A 20768-nucleotide genomic window follows, 5' to 3' on the forward strand; every position below is an offset into this window, starting at 1 on the left:
GAAACATCCATCCGTTTCGATTGAAACGAATGGATGTTTTTATTTTGCTAAAGTATCCATAATGTTAAGGAGAGCATTCATCATATTATCTTCAAAGGGGGAATGTCCTGCTTCTTCAATAATTTCTAATGAAGCATGTGGTAACTGTTGTTGTAACTCAAACGCACCACTCACTCGACAATCAACATCATACCGTCCATGGACAATATGAATTGGAATATCTTTTAAGACTGAAACATGATTCAGCAAATAATTATCATCATCCCAAAACATGTGGTGTTTGAAGTAATGAGCTTCTAATAAGCCAAGTGATAAATCCCCTGGTTTAACTGGAGACACTTCTTGTTTGACTGGCTTATGTAACACTAGACTAGATTCCCAAATATTCCATTGTTGGGCAGCTGCCTCTCGCTCTTCTTTACTACCTTGAGTCATAAGATAGTAATAGGCACTGATTAAGTCACTTTGTTTATCTTCTTCAATAAACGATTTATATTGTTCAAAATCAGCAGGATAAAACTCACTTGCACCAAATTTAAACAACCAATCAATATCCGCTTGTCGGCCTAAGAATATTCCTCGCAAAACAAGATGTTTCACATATTCTTGATGTTTAATAGCGTATGCTAAGGCTAATGTTGACCCGTAACTTCCACCAAAAACAATCCAAGAGTCAATATGACAATGGAGACGTATGGCTTCTAAGTCCTCGACACTCGCATCAATCGTATTGTTCTCAAGTGATAAAAATGGTTTGCTGCGTCCTGTCCCTCTTTGATCAAATAAAATAATCCGGTATTTTTCTGGGTTAAAAAAACGACGTGATTTCTCACTAATAGATCCGCCAGGACCACCATGTAGAAATACTACTGGAATCCCCTCTGGATTCCCACATTCTTCAACATATAAAGAATGCCCATTAGTGACATCAATATGATAACTTTCATTTACTGGTGTATTTAAGTAACCAAGTGACATATTTTTTTCTCCCTTTATTTCTTTTCTTTGTTACTCATTTGAATAGATTTATTAATAGCTGCAGTGACGCCTTTGTTAATCGCTGATTTAAATCCAGCATGTTCAAGCGCAACAACTCCGGCAATTGTTGTTCCATTTGGGCTAGTTACTTTATCTTTCAGTTCGCCTGGATGCATACCTGTCTCTATAACCATGCTAGAAGCGCCTTTTACGGCCTGTGACGCCATTTTACGACTCTGTTCACGTGAGAGTCCATACTCTACTCCAACGTCGCTCATCGCCTCAATGAGTTGATATATGAAGGCTGGGCTCGACCCGGCTAAACCAGTTACAGCATTAAAAAGTGATTCTGGTATAGCTTCGACGATACCTGCATACTGTAGACTTTTTTCAAAAAGAGTTATTTTTTCATCGTCAGTATTTTTTGACGTACAATATGCAATATACCCTTCGCCAATTTCAACTGGCGTATTAGGCATGGTGCGAATCCATTTATGAGAAGCGGGTGTAAAGGCTTCTAATTGCGCGATTGATAACCCAGCAGCCATACTCACCCAAGTTTTTGGTTTAGATTCAATGACTAAATCATCGAGTTGTTCAAAAATCGTTCCAAATTGATTGGGTTTCACCCCGATAAAGATGATGTCTGATTCATTGATTAATTCATCCAATGATTCCGATTTGACAACGTCAGCGCCAACTTGTTCAGCTAAGTCTGCTAATTTCTCTTGTGTGCGGTTATGTAATATCATCGAGTATCCTGCTTTAAGTATTGCTTTTGCAATCGCAGACCCCATATTGCCGACGCCGATCATTCCAATTGTTGGCATGTTATCCCTCTTTCTTTAGTCTAGTCCCACACGTTTGAATATAGCATCTACTTGTGTTAAATGATATGAAGGATCAAATAAGTTATTGACCTCATCACTTGATAATTTTTGATTGATAGTTTTATTTTCTTTAACTAATTCTTCAAAGGATTTTGATTCATCCCAAGCTACTTTAGTGAGAGGTTGAACTAAATCATAGGCTGCTTCACGTGTTAGACCCGCATCTATGAGTGATAACATGACACGTTGTGAATAAATTAAGCCGTACGTTTTTGCCATGTTTTGTTCCATGTTCTCAGGTAAAACAGTTAATTTCTCAATGATATTCGCGAAACGATTAAGTTGGTAATTTAGTAAAGTTGTTATATCCGGTAAGATAATTCGCTCTACTGAAGAGTGTGAAATATCACGTTCATGCCATAATGAGACATTTTCGTATGCGGGTGTAATGTATCCACGCATTACTCTTGCTAAACCAGTGACATTCTCACTACCAATCGGGTTACGTTTGTGAGGCATTGCTGATGAGCCTTTTTGACCTGCAGCAAAGTACTCTTCCACTTCACGTGTTTCAGTTTTTTGGAGTCCTCTAATTTCAGTCGCAAATCGTTCGATACTTGTCCCAATTAACGCCATGACCGCAACGTAATGTGCATGTAAATCACGTGGTAATACTTGAGTTGAAATATCTTGAGCACGGATACCTAATTGTTCACAGACGTATGCTTCAACTTCTGGAGGTGTATTGGCAAATGATCCAACTGCACCACTCATTTTTCCTGCTTCAACATCTTTCGCCGCTTCTTCAAAGCGCTTTTGATTACGTTTTAACTCAGAGTAAAAGCCAGCTAATTTCAAGCCGAAAGTTGTTGGTTCCGCATGAACACCATGAGTTCTTCCCATTTGAATAGTATATTTGTGTTCTTTAGCTTTTTTACCAACAACATCAATGATGCGTTGAATATCTTTTCTTAAGATGTCATTGACTTGTTTCAATTGGAAGCCATAAGCTGTATCGACCACATCTGTACTTGTTAAACCGTAATGAATCCATTTACTTTCATCACCTAAGCTTTCACTCACACAACGAGTAAATGCAACAACATCATGACGCGTTTCTTCTTCAATTTCTAGGATTCGCTCTACAGTAAAGCTCGCATTTTGTCTAATCTTGTCTACATCTTCTTGAGGAATCTCATCTAAGTTTGCCCAAGCTTGGCATGCTTCAATCTCAACTTCTAACCATGTTTCGTATTTCTTCTCAAGTGACCAAATATTTTTCATTTCTGGTCTTGTATAACGTTCAATCGTCATTATATACCCTCTTCCTTACGTTGCCACCATTCATACCGGTGTTTATGAATATTTTTTTCGTCTGTTTCGCCGTGAACGACTTTTGTTAATTCCCAGTTCTCTTCATCAATCTCTGCCATGACAACATCATTCAAAAATTCATCCTCGATAACTGTTCTTACCACTCGATCCGCATGATCAATTAAACCTAAGAAGACTTTAGCTCCACCAATAACCATTAGGTTACGATCTTCTGACAAAGCCAATACGTCTTCAATCGTATGAACAACGGTTAACTCCGGAATATCTTGTCCATAAGATGTATCAGTTGTTAATACTACCGTTTTTCGACCTGGTAGTAGTCGTCTGTTCATAGATTCAAAAGTTCGACGCCCCATTAACATTGTGTGCCCCATAGTCGTTTCTTTAAAGAATTTCAAATCATTCGGCAAATTCCACGGTAGGTCATTTTTATATCCGATCCCACCATTTAAATCTTGTGCATATACAAATGTTATCATAATTACACTTCCTTAAACTGCAATCGGTGCTTTGATAGAAGGATGCGGATTGTAATTCTCTACTTTAATCTCATTACTTTCAATTTGATCCAATTTAGCTTCACTTTGAATTACGAGTTGAGGTAATGGTCTAACATCTCTTGCTAATAACAGTTTAGCTTGTTCAAGGTGATTTGAATAAATGTGAGCATCACCAATTGTATGAACAAATTCTCCGACCTCTAAACCTGTTTCACGTGCAATCAAATGTGTTAATAGTGCATAACTCGCGATATTAAATGGAATACCTAAAAAGATATCGCCACTTCTTTGATATAACTGACAACTTAATTTGCCATCTGCCACATAAAACTGGAATAAGGTATGACAAGGTGGTAAAGCCATTGAAGGAACATCTTCTGGGTTCCAAGCGGAAACAATGTGACGTCTTGAATCAGGATTTGTTTTAATTTGGTCAATGACTATTTTAATTTGATCAAGAGTGTCACCATTACGTAATTGCCACGCTCGCCATTGTTTACCATAAACATCCCCTAAGTGACCAAATCGTTCACTAAAGTCATCATTTGTAAGTATTTCATTTTGAAATTTAGTCATTTCTTCATCGTATTGAACTTTAAAAGTCTCGTCTACTAAGGCACGTCTACCGAAGTCAGTCATATCTGGTCCTTCATACGCATCACTTTCAACATAATTTTTAAAAGCCCATTCGTCCCATATATGGTTATTGTTTTCTAATAGATAGCGTATATTTGTATCTCCACGAAGAAACCAAAGTAATTCTGATTTAATTAGGGCAAATGGTACGCGTTTAGATGTCAATAAAGGAAAGCCTTCTTGAAGATTAAAGCGCATTTGGTGCCCAAATATGCTCAAAGTTCCAACACCTGTCCGGTCCTCTTTTTTTGTTCCTTCCTTTAATACTTTTCTTACTAAATCTTGGTATTGAGTTGTCATTCTATAATAATCCTTTCTATAATGAAAGTTCACTTAAGTACTCATAACGTTCGTAATATTCTAGTAAAGCTAACTCTAGACTTTCTAGCTTTTCTTGTAATTCCATTAATCTATATGCATCACTGCCTTGTGTTGCCATTTCTGCTTGAGTTGTTTCAATTTCAGCTTCAGTTTCTTCGATATCTTTTTCGATTGTCGCCCATTCTTTTTTCTCATTATAAGACATGCGTTTTTTCTCAGTTTTTACTTTTTCAATGTCTTTTTTCGGCGCATCATTACTTTCTGTCTTCTCAGTTTGAGCGGGTACCTTACTTTGTGTATTTAAATAATCACTATAATTCCCGTAAATTAAATTAAATTTACCTTCGCCTTGAATGTCTAATAATTGATCCACTGTTTTATCAATGAAGTAACGGTCATGGGATACAATAATTACGACTCCGACAAAGGAATCCAAGTAATCTTCTAGCACTGTGAGTGTTTCAATATCTAAATCATTCGTCGGCTCATCTAAGAACAATACGTTTGGTTCTTGAATTAATAATGTCAGTAAATATAGACGTCGGCGCTCACCACCTGAAAGATATTTAATTTGATTACCGTGAGTCACTCTAGGGAAGTTAAATTGCTCTAACATTGATGCTGCCGAAACAGATTGACCTCCATCTGTTTGAAATTCGTCCGCAATTTGTGTTAAATATTGTAGAACGCGCATCTCACCAGGTAAGTCTTGATCCAATTGACGGTAATATGCCATCTTAACAGTTTGACCAATTTCATACACACCACTTGTAATAGGATGTAATCCAGCTAAGGTGTTTAAGAATGTTGATTTTCCGATACCATTCTCACCAATAATACCTAGGCGTTCACCTTTGATAAAGCTTTTCGTAAAGTTTTCAATAACAGTCTTATCACCAATCTCAACAGTGACATTTTCTAAATCCATAATTCTTTGGCCGATTCTTTGTTGATCAAAGTTAAAATCAATCGCTTCATCTGCTTGATTACGTGATTCGATTGAACCTTTTAAATCTTCAAAACGATTGATACGCGCCTGTTGTTTAGTAGTTCTTGCTTTGGCACCCTTGCGCATCCAACTTAGTTCTTGTTGGAATAAGCGGTTTTGTTTCTCTTGGATTCTTTCATTATTGGCTGCTTCTTCGCTTCGTTTAGTTAAATAGTCTTGATAATTCCCAGAATATTCTCTCAATTGACCAAAGTTTAGTTCTACAATTTTGTTAACTGAACGCTCTAGGAAGTAGCGATCATGCGTTACGAGTAATAGTGCACCTTTGTAAGTAGCTAAATATTTTTCTAGCCATTGAATAGATGAGATATCTAAATGATTCGTTGGCTCATCTAAGATTAATAAATCTGGTTCAGATATAAGTACTTGGGCTATCCCGATACGTTTACGTTCCCCACCTGAACAAGTAGAAACGAGACGATTTAAATCATTTAAGTCAAGCTGACTTAAGATTGTTTTGGCATTCACTTCAATTTCCCAACCATTATTTAAATTCATTTCATCACTCATCTTAGTGAAGCGGTCGAAATTGGTCGGATTCTCTGGTTCATTTTCCAAATCTAAGCGTGCTTTTTCATAGCGTAATAACTTTTGAATTTGAGGTGCAGGACTATCATAGACTGTTTCTAATATCGTCTTATCTAAATCCAATTCTGGATGTTGATCCAAATAGCCTATGCGAAAATCATTAGGTTTGAGTATCTCGCCTTCGTCATATGTATCGATATTGGCAATCACCTTTAATAGTGAACTTTTCCCAGTCCCGTTTGGCCCAATCAAACCAATTCGGTCCCCTGTGCGAATCGATAAGTCAACTCCGCCTAGTAAAGTTTTTGTTCCGTAAGTTTTATGTAAATTTGTAATTTTTAATTCTTTCATATCAAAACTCCTCGCTAAATTCACTATATTATAACATAGAATAGAGTGAAAAAATCCAGGTACCCTTAGGTCCCTGGGTATAATTACATTTCTCCAAATTGACTGCGATATAAGTCAGCATAAATGTTATCTAACTCTAACAATTCCTCATGTGTTCCATCCTCCATTATTCCCTCAGGCGTTACAACGATGATGCGATCTGCATTTGTAATTGTTGCTAAGCGGTGGGCAATGACGAGTGATGTTCGTCCTTGTGACAATTCATCGAGTGAAGATTGGATAAAGCGTTCGGTAGCAGTATCTAAAGCACTTGTAGCTTCATCTAAAATAAGAATTTTGGGATTTTTTAAGAATATTCTAGCAATTGATAAGCGCTGTTTCTGCCCTCCTGATAGCGAAACTCCTCTTTCGCCTATCTGAGTATCAACCCCATCTGGTAAATTTGAAATCACCTCTCGTAATTTAGCTGAATCAATGGCAGCTTTAACCTCTTCATCAGTTGCATCCAATCGCCCATACAATACGTTCTCTTTAATGGTCCCATCAAATAAAAAGACATCCTGTTGAACAATACCGATTTGTTTACGTAATGAACGCATCGTCACATCCTGAATATCTACCCCATCAATCGTTATTTTGCCTCCGGTAATTTCATAGAATCGAGGTAATAAATTTACTAACGTCGTTTTACCAGCTCCTGATGGTCCTACAAAAGCGACAGTTTGACCAGCTTTAATATTAATCGTTACATTTTCTAGGACGGGTTTTTCTTTATTATAACCAAAAGAAACATTGTCATAGCGAATATTTCCTTCAAACTTAGGTGCTTCAACTGCATTGGGACTATCGACAATATCTGGTTCTTTATTCAATTCTTCTTGTAATCTAACAAAACCAGCATAACCTTTTGGATAAACTTCTAACATCGCATTAACTCTCTCAAGTGGACGAATAAATACATTGGAAAGTAGAATATATCCAACGAGCTCACCAATTGTTAGTTCACCTACAATTGTATAATAAGAACCCGCCAGCAAGGCAAACAGATTAATCAAACGCATGACAATATAATTAAATGAAGAACTCGTTGCCATAGAATTATAAAATCTAACCATTGCTAAACGGTATTTCTCAGCTAAATCAACGAAAATATCATTCTCGTATGACTCATTCGCAAAAGCTTTAACTACTCTCATCCCACTAATTGAGTTTTGAATTCCAGCGTTAAACCGGCCCAAGTTTTGTTTAATACTCACATTAATATTAACCATATAACGGCTAAACAGCCCCAGTACAACACCTAAGATAGGAATTAAGGCGACAGTCATTAATGCTAACGGAACATGAACATTTAACATTAAAAGAAACGCTCCGACCAAAGTCATAATCGTTATAAAAACATCTTCGGGTCCGTGGTGAGCTAATTCACTAATTTCGAACAAGTCTGTTGTAATACGACTCATTAAGTCCCCAGTCTTCATCTTGTCAAAATAAGCATAAGATTGCTTTTGAAAATGCTCAAATAGCTCTTTACGCATATCTGTCTCAATATGACTCCCAAAGACATGACCGATATATACGACAATATAATTCATAGTCGTATTAAATAAATATAAAGCAAATAATAATACTGAGAACATGACAATATGCCGTAAATTTCCTTTCGGCAATATTTGATCAATCACCATATTGACCGCAATCGGAAAGAATAATTCCAAGATAGCTGAAATAACAGCACAAATAAAATCGATTGCAAATAATTTTTTATATGGAATATAATACGAGAAAAATTTTTTAAGCATTGTATAACTCCTCTGACATAAAATCTTAACCCATTCTACCTGAATTCAGTAGGCTTTTCAAAGTTAAAAATTAAAAAGCATGGCTCTGAATTAATTCAAAGACCATGCATTATTATTTAAACTTTCTTATCTTTAGCTTACTTTTTCTTTCTTGATGAAACTACTAACCAAATCCCAGCAACAACTGCAATTGCTGCAATTAAGATAAATACCCAACTATTAGATTCACCTGTGTTAGGTAAAGTTGACATTGCTTGGACTTTATTAGGAACTAAAAGTAATAAAGTTAATATTAAGCTAAATAAAGTTTCTTTTTTCATAAATATACCCCTTATCTATAAGAAATGGATCACACTATAATAATTATATGTAATATGTTTAAAATAAGCCAGTGATATTCCCTTCCTTATCGACATCAATACTTTCTGCAGACGGTTTTTTTGGTAAACCTGGCATAGTCATAATCGTTCCAGTGATAGCAACGATAAAGCCTGCACCAGCTGAAAGGCGAAGTTCTTTGATCTTAATATCAAAATCCGTCGGTGCGCCAATTAATGATGCTGTGTCTGAAAGTGAATATTGAGTTTTAGCCATACATACTGGAAGCTGACCAAATCCAACTTGTTCAATTTCTTTTAACTGTTTCATCGCTTTATTTGTATAGGTTGCGCCCTTGCCTCCATATACTTTTTGAACTACATGAGTGATTTTATCCATTAAAGTCGTATCTAAGTCATAAGCAAATGTCATGTTTGTCTTATTCTCACAAGCTTCAACAACTAATTGAGCTAATTCTGTCGCGCCTTTACCACCTTGTTCCCAGACTTTTGCTACAGATGCTTTAATACCCCATTCTTGGCAAGCATCCAATATAACTTGAACTTCTGCATCTGTGTCGGTGAAAAAGTGATTAATTCCGACGACTGTATTTAGATTAAAGACATCTTTCATTGTTTGAATATGATGCTTTAAGTTCACTAGTCCTTTTTTAACTGCGATGACATTTTCCTCATTAAGATGCTGTTTTGAAACACCACCATGCATTTTCAGAGCCTTAACAGTAGCTACAACAACGACTGCATCAGGTGCAAGCTCCGCTGTACGGCATTTGATATCTATGAATTTCTCTCCACCAAGATCTGCACCAAAACCGGCTTCAGTTACAGCATAATCTCCATAAAGTAAAGCATGTTTTGTTGCTAATATACTATTACAACCATGGGCTATATTTGCAAAAGGTCCACCATGAATAAACGCTGGTGTGTTCTCAAGTGTTTGAACTAAATTTGGTTTAAAAGCATCTACTAATAAAGCCGTAACTGCTCCAGAACCTTTTAAGTCATCAACAGTTACAGGTTGGTTATCATGAGTATAAGCCACAATAATTCGGCTGATTCTTTCTTTCAAATCTATTAAATCTTCAGATAAACAAAAGATGGCCATAATCTCTGAGGCAACTGTTATATCATAGCCATCTTCTCGTGGAACCCCATTAGTTGAACCATTTAATCCATTAACTATATGACGGAGTTGACGATCATTCATATCTACGACACGTTTCCAATGAATCTTTCTCGTATCAATATTCAAAGAGTTTCCATGATGAATATGATTATCTAATAATGCAGAGATTAAGTTATGTGCAGAAGAAATTGCATGGAAATCACCCGTAAAATGTAGATTAATATCTTCCATCGGAACTACCTGCGCGTAACCGCCTCCTGCTGCCCCACCTTTCATCCCAAAGACAGGTCCCAGGGAAGGTTCTCTAAGCGCCAAGACTGATTTCTTACCGATTTGAGCTAGACCATCAGCTAAACCTACAGACATAGTTGTCTTCCCTTCACCTGCAGGTGTTGGCGATATAGCTGTAACCAAAACGAGTTTTCCTTTATTTTTTTCAAATTCTTCTTTATTCATATTCACATCAATTTTGGCTTTATAATGTCCGTAAGGTATAAACTCTTCCTTGGATATGCCTAAATTTTCAGCAATTTCATTAATAGGCTTTTTATCAGCAGTCTTTGCTATATCGATATCATTTAGATGACTCAAATAATCACTCCTAAATTCGTAGTTTTATTTAATTTAGTATATCATAGAAGAACGTTTTCAATTGCTTATAACCAATGAACTTATACTAATAATACTCAATCATTCGTGTATTCAAAATCAAATTATAGTTTCTTAAATTATCATATTATATTGAACGCTAGTTAAATCCTTATTCACGCAATTTAGGCAAAAAAATAGACAACCCGTTAAGGAAGTCTACTTTAAAAATATATTAATCTTCGTCCATAGAAAGCACTGCCATGAAAGCTTCTTGTGGAATTTCCACACTTCCGACAGACTTCATACGTTTCTTACCTTCTTTTTGTTTCTCTAATAGTTTTTTACGACGAGAAACGTCCCCACCATATAATTTTGCAGTTACATCTTTACGGTAAGCTTTAATTGTCGTACGCGCAATAACCTTATTACCAATAGTCGCTTGTACCGGAATTTCAAACATCTGACGAGGTATGATTTCCTTCAATTTACTTGCTAACTCTTTTCCACGGTTGAAAGCAAAGTCACGGTGAACAATCGTACTAAAGGCATCAATAATTTCTCCATTAAGAAGAATATCAAGCTTCACTAAGTTTGATTGTTTGTAACCAATCACTTCATATTCTAACGACGCATAACCTTTAGTATTTGATTTTAATTTATCGAAGAAATCAAAGATGATTTCAGCCATTGGCATTTCGTAAACAACGTTAACACGATACTCATCAAGATAATCCATTGTTAGGAAGTTACCACGTTTACGTTCACATAGATCCATTACTGCTCCAACATAATCATTTGGTACCATGATCGTTGCTTTAACGTAAGGTTCTAAGATTTTATCAACTTCGGTGTTATCTGGCATCATAGATGGGTTATCCACGATGATTGTCTCACCGTCTGTTTTGACCACTTCATAGATTACTGAAGGTGCAGTCATAATCAAATCTAAGCCAAATTCACGTTCTAAACGCTCTTGAATTACATCCATATGTAATAAGCCCAGGAACCCTGTTCTGTAACCAAAACCTAACGCTTGTGACGTTTCAGGTTCAAATTGCAGTGCCGCATCGTTTAATTGTAACCTTTCAAGCGATTCTCTTAAATCATTGTAGTCACTTGAATCAACTGGATATAAACCAGCGTAAACCATTGGATTTAATTTACGGTATCCTGGCAATGCTTCTTCCGTTGGATTGTTAGCTAATGTGATGGTATCACCAACACGGGTATCTTGAATTGTTTTGATGTTCGCTGTGACATAACCAACATCCCCGGCCATTAAGAAATCACGTTGAATTGGTGATGGTGAGAATATTCCTACTTCAACAACTTCGAATTCTTTCCCATTGCTCATTAATTTCATGCGCTCACCGGGGCGTATAACACCTTCCATGACACGAATGTTTAAAACAACACCACGGTAACTGTCATAGGCCGAATCAAAGATTAATGCTTTAAGCGGAGCATCAACATCCCCTTGTGGTTCTGGAACTTTCTCAACAATTTGTTCTAAAATTTCTTCAATTCCAATACCAGATTTTGCACTTGCATGAACGGCTTCAGAAGCATCAATCCCAATAATATCTTCAATTTCAAATTGAACTCGTTCAGGATCTGCTGCTGGTAAATCAATTTTATTAATTACAGGTAAAATTTCTAAATCATTGTCTAAGGCTAGGTAAACATTTGCCAATGTTTGAGCTTCTATCCCCTGAGCTGCATCGACAACTAATAAAGCACCCTCACAGGCTGCTAATGAACGAGAAACTTCATATGTAAAATCGACGTGACCAGGTGTATCAATTAAATGGAAGATATAATCTTCGCCATCTTTTGCTTTATATGTTAATTCAATCGCATTTAATTTGATTGTTATTCCACGCTCACGCTCAAGATCCATTGAATCCAATAATTGAGCTTGCATATCACGGTCAGCCACAGAATGGGTCTGTTGTAAAATACGGTCTGCTAAAGTCGATTTACCGTGGTCAATATGGGCAATAATCGAGAAATTTCTTATTCTTTTTTGTCTTTCTCTCATTTCATTTATATTCATAAATCCTTCACTTCCTTTATAGCCAAATGGCTTACCTACAAAAATACTCACACTTAATCATACCAAAAAACATTGCATATTGATAGGCTTCAGCTCTTTTTTTAATTAATTATCTAATCATAAAAATACAATTTAAAAAAATGTAAATCTTGTAATATATACATTAATCTAAAATTAGTAAAAATTAAAGGAGACAATTCAGGCATAATAACTAGCCTGAGTCGCCTCCTAATAAAACTTACATTAAATTACTTATCGAACATGTCGCGCATTTTGTCAAAAAATCCACCTTCATTATTCGCACGAACCGTTTGGCCAGATTCTTCAGCTAAACTTTGGAATAATTCGCGTTCTTTTTCTGACAATTTTGTAGGTGTTTTAACTGTCACTTTAACGTGTTGATCTCCCGTGAAGTTACCTCTTAGACTAGGTGCACCCTTACCTTTAAGTCGGAAACTTGTACCTGTTTGTGTACCACCAGGTACTTTTAATTTCACTTTTCCGTGAACAGTCGGTACAGTAATTTCATCACCTAAGGCAGCTTGAACGAATGAAATTGGTAATTCATAATAAATTTCAGTTCCGTCACGTTCATATTCCTCACTTGGCTGTACTCTAAAGACTACGTAAAGGTCTCCATAAGGTCCACCATTTTGACCAGCTTCTCCTTGTCCTGATAAACGAATTTGTTGGTCAGTTTCTACTCCGGCTGGAACAGTTACTTTAACTGAATGCTCTTTAGCTTCAATTCCTGCACCATGACACGTTTGACATTTCTCTTTAATTTCTTGTCCAGTTCCTGAACAAACATCACAAGTTCTTTGAGTCATAACACGACCAAATGGTGTGTTTTGTTCTACTTGAACAGCTCCAGATCCATGACATTTAGAACATGTTACTGGACTTGTTCCTGGTTTAGCACCTGAACCATGACACGTATGACATTCTTCATTACGGTTGTATTTAATTGTTGTTTCTTTTCCGAAGATTGCTTCTTCAAAAGTTAATGTCACACGGTATTGTAAGTCACTTCCACGTGTTGGTGCGTTTGGACTTTGACGTGAAGCACCTGAGCCTCCGAAGAATTGTTCGAAGATATCTTCAAAGCCAAATCCTGCGCCACCATAACTTCCACCACCGAAGCCACCGCCAAATCCGCCACCAAAGTTCGGATCATTAGCCGCATGTCCATACTGATCATAAGCAGCACGTTTTTGCGAATCACTTAGTACTTCATATGCTTCAGAAACTTCTTTAAATTTAACTTCTGCGCCTTCATCTTTGTTAATGTCTGGGTGATATTTTTTTGATAATTTACGATAGGCTTTCTTTATCTCTGCATCGGATGCATCTCGAGATACGCCAAGCACTTCATAATAATCACGCTTCTCTGCCATAATCTACCTCCTTCTTGAAATAATCACAAGTCTATTTATATAAAAAGCCAAGGGTATTGATGCCCTCGGCTAAAAATTAACGTCATAATGTAATCATTTTATAAAAATTACTCTTCGTCGTCAACTTCCTCAAACTCAGCATCTACAACACTGTCATCTTCAGCTGTTTCACCAGAAGCATCTGCTTGAGCTTGTTGTTCAGCAGCTGCTTGTTCATAAAGTTTAACAGTCAAGTTTTGAACAACTTCATTTAAAGCGTCGCGTTTTTCTTTCATAGGTTCTAAATCGTTCTCGTCGATTGCAGCTTGTAACTCATCACGAGCTGCTTCTGCTTGTTTAACTTCTTCTTCTGATACTTTATCTTTCAAGTCTTCTAACGTTTTGTTAGTTGTAAAGATTAATTGATCTACTTCGTTACGTAAATCTGCTTCTTCACGACGTTGTTTATCTGATTCAGCATTCGCTTCTGCATCTTTAACCATTTGATCAATTTCTTCATCTGTAAGACCTGATGATGATTTGATTGTAATTGTTTGTTCTTTTTGAGTTCCTAAGTCTTTAGCACTTACGTTAACGATACCGTTTTTATCAATATCGAATGAAACTTCAATTTGTGGAACACCACGTGGTGCTGCAGGTATATCTGTTAATTGGAATCTACCTAAAGTTTTGTTGTCTTGAGCCATTTCACGCTCACCTTGTAATACATGTACATCTACTGCTGGTTGGTTATCAGCTGCTGTAGAGAATACTTGTGATTTACTTGTAGGAATCGTTGTATTACGGTCGATTAATTTAGTGAAGATTCCACCCATTGTTTCGATACCTAATGATAATGGTGTTACGTCAAGTAAGACGATATCTTTAACATCACCAGAGATAACTCCACCTTGGATAGCAGCACCCATCGCTACTACTTCATCAGGGTTTACTGATTTATTTGGTTCTTTACCAGTTTCTTTACGTACTGCTTCAACTACTGCTGGAATACGAGTTGATCCACCAACTAAGATAACTTGGTTGATTTCGTTTTTGTCAACGCCAGCATCTTTTAATGCTTGACGAACAGGGTTTTTAGTACGTTCTACTAATTCGTCTGTTAATTCGTCGAATTTAGCGCGACTTAAAGAAGTTTCTAAGTGTAATGGTCCAGCATCTGATGCTGTGATGAATGGTAAGCTAATTTGTGTAGATGTTACACCTGATAAATCTTTTTTAGCTTTTTCAGCTGCGTCTTTAAGACGTTGTGCTGCCATTTTATCTTTAGTTAAGTCAATGCCGTTTTCTTTTTTGAATTCAGCTGCTAAGTATTCGATAATTTTGTTGTCAAAGTCATCTCCACCTAGGCTATTATCACCTGAAGTTGAAAGAACATCAAAGACTCCGTCTCCTAATTCAAGGATTGAAACGTCGAATGTTCCTCCCCCTAAGTCGAATACTAAGATTTTTTCTTCGCTATCAGTTTTATCTAATCCATATGCTAAAGCAGCTGCAGTTGGCTCGTTAACAATACGTTCAACTTCTAAACCAGCGATTTTACCAGCATCTTTAGTTGCTTGACGTTGTGAGTCGTTGAAGTATGCAGGTACTGTAATAACTGCTTTATCAACTTTTTCACCTAAGTAGTCTTCTGCATAACTTTTAAGGTATTGTAATGTCATCGCAGAGATTTCTTGAGGAGTATATTCTTTATCTCCCATAGTTACTTTATAACTGTCACCCATGTGACGTTTAATTGAACTTACTGTATCTGGGTTTGTTACTGCTTGACGTTTAGCAACTTCCCCTACTTGAATTTCATCATTTTTTAAAGCTACAACAGATGGTGTTGTACGGTTACCTTCTGGGTTTGGAATAATTTTAGCTTCTCCACCTTCAAGAACCGCTACAGCAGAGTTTGTTGTACCTAAGTCAATACCAATAATTTTAGCCATATTACATTTCTCCTTTTAATTTTATTCTGATACGATAACCATTGCCGGTCTAATGACACGATTATCAATTCGATATCCTTTTTGTAACACTTGAATCACATGATTACTTTCTTGTCCTTCTCCCACAGGCATGACACTTACTGCTTGGTGGAAGTTTGGATCAAATTCTTCATTCAACGGATCAATTGTTTCAATCTTTTCTTTTTCAAAGGCATATTTGAATTGGTTATGAACCATTTCAACACCTTTTTTAAGTGCTTCGCCATCTTCCGATGTCGTTTCCGTTTGTAGAGCTCTTTCTAAGTTATCAATAACTTCTAAGAGTGATGACGCTAAGTTTTGCGATCTAAATTTTGCTGCTTCAGATCGTTCTCTTGAATTAATTCGACGCATATTAGCTATCTCAGCTTGTAGGCGTAATATCTTGTCATCTAGTTCTTCGTTTTCTTGTTTTAATTTATCTAATTCTGATACCTCTTGAGTTTCTTCTTCAGAAACTTCGGGTGTATCAGACGTTGTCTCTTCTGATGTCTCTGGTTCGATAATTTCCACAGATTCATCAACAACATTGTTATTTTTTTCGTTATCTGTCAATTGACACCCTCCTTCATACATATTATTGAATCGATAATTTGTTAATCATCACTTCTAATAACGCAATTACTTTTTCATAGGACATTGTTGTAGGTCCAAGTAATCCTAATATTATTTTTTGATTTTCATTGACAAACGATCCAGTAAGAAGATTAATATTCGCTAAGCTATCAGCTAAAAACTCATAACCAAACAAAATATTAATACCTTCTTCTTGTTCCTCAAGTAAATGATGCATTTCCCTTGAACCATCAATGAGTTCAAAGAGATGTTTCAATGCTTCTCTACTTGTTTGGCCATCGATTAAATCAAAGAGATTACTTTTCCCACTAATGTAATAGCGGTGTCCTTTTATGTGGTGCATTGATTTTTCAATCAACGGAGAGAAATCTAATTGATATCCTGTTAAACGTTGAGTTAATAAAGGTATTCCTAACTTCATTCTTTGATAGGCATCTTCAAGTACAACACCTTTGAGTTCATCATTTATCATCTCAACTAACTTTGTAATATCATCTTTTGAAAGTGATACTTTTAATTCAATTTGCTCGCTTTCTATATTCCCCTTATCTGTCATAAGGATAGAAATATAACGCGTCCGATCAATTGGTACTAATTTAAATTCTTCGAAATAATGCGATTCTTTATTTTGCCCTAGTACCACTGCTGTAAAACCAGTCAATGAAACTAATATATCTGCACAAAGTTGCGTTAATTGTAAGGGACTATAATGTTTCGCTTGAGTCAACTCTTCAAAATTAGCGTCATCATCAAGAAATGGTAATTCTTTGTCCTCCTGATGAATAATCCCATCAATATAATAACGATAACCATCAATAGATGGTATACGGCCACTAGAAGTATGTGGCTTCATTAGTAAGCCTTGTTGTTCTAACACGACCATATCATTGCGTATTGTTGCAGGACTCACTTTTAAGTAACTCTCTCGAAGTAAAGTTTTTGAACCAATGGGTTCTTCAAATTGTCCATAAAGTTGTATGATTAAATTAAGAACTTCTTGTTGCCTTGGTGTCAACATTTTCTCACCCCACTTATTAGCACTTAAGTTATCTGAGTGCTAACTGTTATTATAATACATCCTCCCGGGACAATTGTCAAGGGTTTTACAGAAATAAATAAAAAAAATAGCACTCTTTTATTAAGAGTGCTAGATCACTTCATTTTCCTCTATATTATGTGACTGGTCAAGGTTAAACGTGAAGCCTTCACCTAGAACTTGCTGAATTCCCGTCACTGTTACAAAGGCATTTGAATCAATTTCATTTATGATTCTTTGTACTTTAATTAACTGAATTCGATTAATAACGACATATAGTACTTCTTTTTCAGCTTTAGAATAATATCCGTAACCTTTTAGTACTGTAATCCCACGGTCAACTCGCTTCATAATTTCTTCAGCAATTTCATCATGTTTATTTGATACAACCATGATCGCTTTTTTAGGATTATACCCTTCCATGACAAAGTTTAAAATCTTACTTGTAATATATAACGAGATTAAAGTCAGTAAGCCTTTTTCTAAACCGATGACAATTGTTAGTGGAATGACAATCAAAACGTCAAGAATCAACAAAGCAATAGAAACTTGCAAGCCCAAATATTTATTAATAATTAAGGCAATAATATCAACGCCTGCTGTCGTCCCGTGTCCTAAAATAACAATTCCGATTCCCAATCCAATTAAAAATCCACTGGCTAATGGTCCTAATAATGAATTCGTTGGAATAAAACTAGGTAGGAATATGAATTCTAAGAATAATGACATGGATATAATTGCGACAATCGTATAAAAGATTGTCTCCTTTTCGAGAAACCTCCAACCGACCAACATAATAATCGCATTGATTATAAAGTTACTCAATGCAGGACTAATGTCAAATATATAGAACAATAAGAGTGTGATACCTGTTACGCCACCTTCACCAAGTTGGTTTGGAATGACTATTGAATTAACAGCGATTGAAAAGATATATGTCCCGATTAACACAAGTGCTAGGTTTTTAATCACTGATTTATACATCTCGACCACCACCTAGATTTTTGAAATACAGACGGGTGTTATCTTCATCAATTTTCAATTGGTCGATCAATTCATCGACACTATTAAATTTATATTCTCCACGTAAATAATGATGCCATCTTACTCTGACTTTTTCACCATAAATCATTTGATCAAAATCTAAAATGTAAACTTCGCACGTTAAATCATGATTATCGTAGAACGTAATATTATGACCAATAGATGCGCTACCTAGATGCCAAGTATCGCCTATCTTAATTTCAACGGCATAAACGCCTATTCCAGGTAGCAGTTGCGGATGTGGGACTTGGATATTAGCTGTTGGATATCCTAATGTACGTCCTACTTTTTCACCATGAATAACTGTACCGTATATTTCATAAATATAGCCCAAATCCTGGTTGGCTTGCTCCATATCGCCTTGGTAAACGAGTTCTTTAATTCGAGTCGTTGCTACTTTGGAAAAATGTGATGCTAATTCCTCGACTTCAATGACATCAAAGCGCTCAGCAGCATGAATGGGTAAAGTTTGCATATTCGCGATGTCTTTTTTTCCATAAGTATAATCAAAACCTGCCACCGCAACTTCGGTATGCAAATCGACTAAGTACTTTTCAACGAATTCTTGCGGCGTTTGAGTACCAAAAGCAAATGTATATTCAACAATGTATAAAATATCCACTTCAAATTCTTCCATTAGTTCCGCTTTTCGCTTATTCGTTGTTAAGTAATGAAATGAATCTAAATTAAGATCTTCATAAACTATTCTAGGATGTTGATTAAACGTCATTAGAGCTAGTTTAATTCCTCTTTTATCTGCTTCTTCTCTTGCTCTTTTAATTACTTTTTGATGACCTAAATGAACGCCATCAAAAAAACCTAAAGTCATGACTACAGGTTCGTCTGATATTTCTTTTGAATCGTAAGGATGACTTAAGTGTACTATCTTCATTTAGAATCTCCTTTCATTTAAACAAACATTTTGTATGGTTTTATATATAGTTCTTTTTCTGGATGCTGACGATAAAGCGCGATAATTTTATCATTATAATAGAAAGCGATTGGATCTTGAAAATCCTGCTCAAAATCGCTTTTCAAGAGTACTTGTCCATTTTTTACCTTATCATATAATTCATCGTCTAAATCAGTTTTGGGAATATGCTTCAATGCTGTCTCAATTGTAGCCACTTTATCTTTGATTTCTTCATTATCTATTAACGTTTGTATTTCTTCAAGTGTATAGCTCTCAGAATCTGAAAATCCACTTGTTTCTAATCTTGTTAATTTCGACATATGTGCAGGATATCCCAACTTCTTCCCTAAATCGACAGCTAAAGTTCTAACGTAAGTTCCTTTACCGCAATCTACTTTGAATTTCCATGATTGAGTACCAATTTCTTGATTATACACGGGCTCGCCGTCGCGTTCTAACGAATGGATGACCGTATTTCGAATTGGGCGTTCTACCTCTAAACCTTCTCGAGCATACTCATATAATCTTCGACCATTCACTTTCACTGCTGAATACATCGGTGGTATTTGTTCAATGACACCTTCAAAAGTTGACATTGCTTTATCGATTTTTTCAATTGAAACAGGCTGTTCAACTGCTTTATGGTCAACAACTTCACCGTGGGCATCTTCAGTTTCTGTTGACATACCAAGGGTAATCTCTCCGTAATATACTTTAGGTGAGTCCATCAGCAATTCAACTAAGCGAGTTCCTTTTCCTAAACACACTACTAGAACGCCATCTACTTCTGGATCGAGCGTTCCAGTATGTCCGATTTTTTTCATTTTTAACATTTTTCGCAATTTAAATACCACATCATGACTTGTCATGCCTCTAGGTTTCCAAACCGCTAAAATCCCATTTATCATAATTAACTCCTTAATATAAACTTTTCGACACTTGATTATATCAAACTTCCACCATAACCGCTATTCTATATTAACTGATTGGAAATGCAAAAAACCATTCAAATCACAAATGTGACTTGAATGGTTTAAATCTTTAAGCTTCATTGTCACTTTCTTCATTATAGTCACCTTTAATTTGGTTTAATAACGAATCAATATGACTACCGTAATCAATTGAACGATCACGTTCAAATTTAATTTCCGGTGTTTTATATAAAGTTAATTTTTTACCTAAATCTCTACGAACTTTACCTGTAATAGCATCAAGACCTCTTTGAGTCTTTTGTCTCTCACCAGCTTTATCCGATAAAGTACTATAGTAAATTGTCGCTTGTTGTAAATCTCCAGTAACATTTACATCGGTAATTGTTACCCCTTCAACACGCGGATCTTTGATTTCTAATAATAAGATATTGTTAACTTCACGTAATATTTCTTGTCTAACTCTACCTGCACGGTATTTTGCCATAGTATCGTCCTC

The 20768-nt window shown here is 36.0% G+C and carries 18 protein-coding genes; all 18 read right to left on the reverse strand.

Annotated elements, in window-relative coordinates:
* Nucleotides 1-39 precede the first annotated feature (39 nt).
* Nucleotides 40-978, reverse strand: a complete 939-nt coding sequence (pip, locus tag HW423_RS03045; RefSeq protein WP_218930473.1) for a prolyl aminopeptidase — start codon at nucleotides 976-978, stop codon at nucleotides 40-42.
* Between the two features lie 14 nt (nucleotides 979-992).
* A complete protein-coding gene (gene proC, locus HW423_RS03050) occupies nucleotides 993-1808 on the reverse strand; it encodes a pyrroline-5-carboxylate reductase (RefSeq protein WP_218930474.1) in 816 nt (271 codons plus the stop codon).
* A 15-nt stretch (nucleotides 1809-1823) separates the two neighbouring features.
* On the reverse strand, nucleotides 1824-3122 hold the full coding sequence (gene purB / locus HW423_RS03055; protein WP_218930475.1) for an adenylosuccinate lyase: 1299 nt from the start codon (nucleotides 3120-3122) through the stop codon (nucleotides 1824-1826).
* Complete coding sequence (locus HW423_RS03060; RefSeq protein ID WP_218930476.1) at nucleotides 3122-3622, reverse strand: dihydrofolate reductase; 501 nt, start codon at nucleotides 3620-3622, stop codon at nucleotides 3122-3124. Before HW423_RS03060 ends, purB begins: the two co-directional genes overlap by 1 nt.
* A gap of 12 nt (nucleotides 3623-3634) precedes the next feature.
* Nucleotides 3635-4579, reverse strand: a complete 945-nt coding sequence (locus HW423_RS03065; protein WP_218930477.1) for a thymidylate synthase — start codon at nucleotides 4577-4579, stop codon at nucleotides 3635-3637.
* A gap of 16 nt (nucleotides 4580-4595) precedes the next feature.
* The gene (locus HW423_RS03070) at nucleotides 4596-6488 is read right to left on the reverse strand and encodes an ABC-F family ATP-binding cassette domain-containing protein (protein ID WP_218930478.1); all 1893 of its coding nucleotides are present in this window, start codon (nucleotides 6486-6488) and stop codon (nucleotides 4596-4598) included.
* A gap of 83 nt (nucleotides 6489-6571) precedes the next feature.
* Nucleotides 6572-8290, reverse strand: coding sequence for an ABC transporter ATP-binding protein (locus tag HW423_RS03075; protein ID WP_218930479.1), 1719 nt, complete (start codon nucleotides 8288-8290; stop codon nucleotides 6572-6574).
* 137 nt (nucleotides 8291-8427) lie between these two features.
* Entirely contained in the window at nucleotides 8428-8610 is a 183-nt protein-coding gene (locus HW423_RS03080; protein WP_218930480.1) for an LPXTG cell wall anchor domain-containing protein, read from the reverse strand.
* 58 nt (nucleotides 8611-8668) lie between these two features.
* Nucleotides 8669-10345, reverse strand: coding sequence for a formate--tetrahydrofolate ligase (locus tag HW423_RS03085; protein WP_218930481.1), 1677 nt, complete (start codon nucleotides 10343-10345; stop codon nucleotides 8669-8671).
* Between the two features lie 232 nt (nucleotides 10346-10577).
* Nucleotides 10578-12401: a translation elongation factor 4 gene (gene lepA / locus HW423_RS03090; RefSeq protein WP_218930482.1), complete on the reverse strand. Its 1824-nt coding sequence runs from the start codon at nucleotides 12399-12401 to the stop codon at nucleotides 10578-10580.
* A gap of 248 nt (nucleotides 12402-12649) precedes the next feature.
* The gene (gene dnaJ / locus HW423_RS03095; protein ID WP_218930483.1) at nucleotides 12650-13798 is read right to left on the reverse strand and encodes a molecular chaperone DnaJ; all 1149 of its coding nucleotides are present in this window, start codon (nucleotides 13796-13798) and stop codon (nucleotides 12650-12652) included.
* Between the two features lie 107 nt (nucleotides 13799-13905).
* Nucleotides 13906-15732 (reverse strand): molecular chaperone DnaK, encoded by a 1827-nt coding sequence (gene dnaK, locus HW423_RS03100; protein ID WP_218930484.1) that lies wholly within the window; start codon nucleotides 15730-15732, stop codon nucleotides 13906-13908.
* A gap of 21 nt (nucleotides 15733-15753) precedes the next feature.
* Nucleotides 15754-16326 (reverse strand): nucleotide exchange factor GrpE, encoded by a 573-nt coding sequence (gene grpE, locus HW423_RS03105; protein WP_235956264.1) that lies wholly within the window; start codon nucleotides 16324-16326, stop codon nucleotides 15754-15756.
* Nucleotides 16327-16348: 22 nt separating this feature from the next.
* Complete coding sequence (gene hrcA / locus HW423_RS03110; RefSeq protein ID WP_218930486.1) at nucleotides 16349-17365, reverse strand: heat-inducible transcriptional repressor HrcA; 1017 nt, start codon at nucleotides 17363-17365, stop codon at nucleotides 16349-16351.
* Nucleotides 17366-17494: 129 nt separating this feature from the next.
* Complete coding sequence (locus tag HW423_RS03115; protein WP_218930487.1) at nucleotides 17495-18367, reverse strand: YitT family protein; 873 nt, start codon at nucleotides 18365-18367, stop codon at nucleotides 17495-17497.
* Entirely contained in the window at nucleotides 18360-19319 is a 960-nt protein-coding gene (gene ribF / locus HW423_RS03120) for a riboflavin biosynthesis protein RibF (RefSeq protein WP_218930488.1), read from the reverse strand. Before ribF ends, HW423_RS03115 begins: the two co-directional genes overlap by 8 nt.
* A 17-nt stretch (nucleotides 19320-19336) precedes the next feature.
* The gene (gene truB / locus HW423_RS03125) at nucleotides 19337-20245 is read right to left on the reverse strand and encodes a tRNA pseudouridine(55) synthase TruB (RefSeq protein WP_218930502.1); all 909 of its coding nucleotides are present in this window, start codon (nucleotides 20243-20245) and stop codon (nucleotides 19337-19339) included.
* 136 nt (nucleotides 20246-20381) lie between these two features.
* Nucleotides 20382-20756, reverse strand: a complete 375-nt coding sequence (rbfA, locus tag HW423_RS03130; protein ID WP_218930489.1) for a 30S ribosome-binding factor RbfA — start codon at nucleotides 20754-20756, stop codon at nucleotides 20382-20384.
* Nucleotides 20757-20768: the final 12 nt, after the last annotated feature.

Origin of the sequence: Ruoffia halotolerans (assembly GCF_014049385.1) — a bacterium.
Taxonomy (GTDB): domain Bacteria; phylum Bacillota; class Bacilli; order Lactobacillales; family Aerococcaceae; genus Ruoffia; species Ruoffia halotolerans.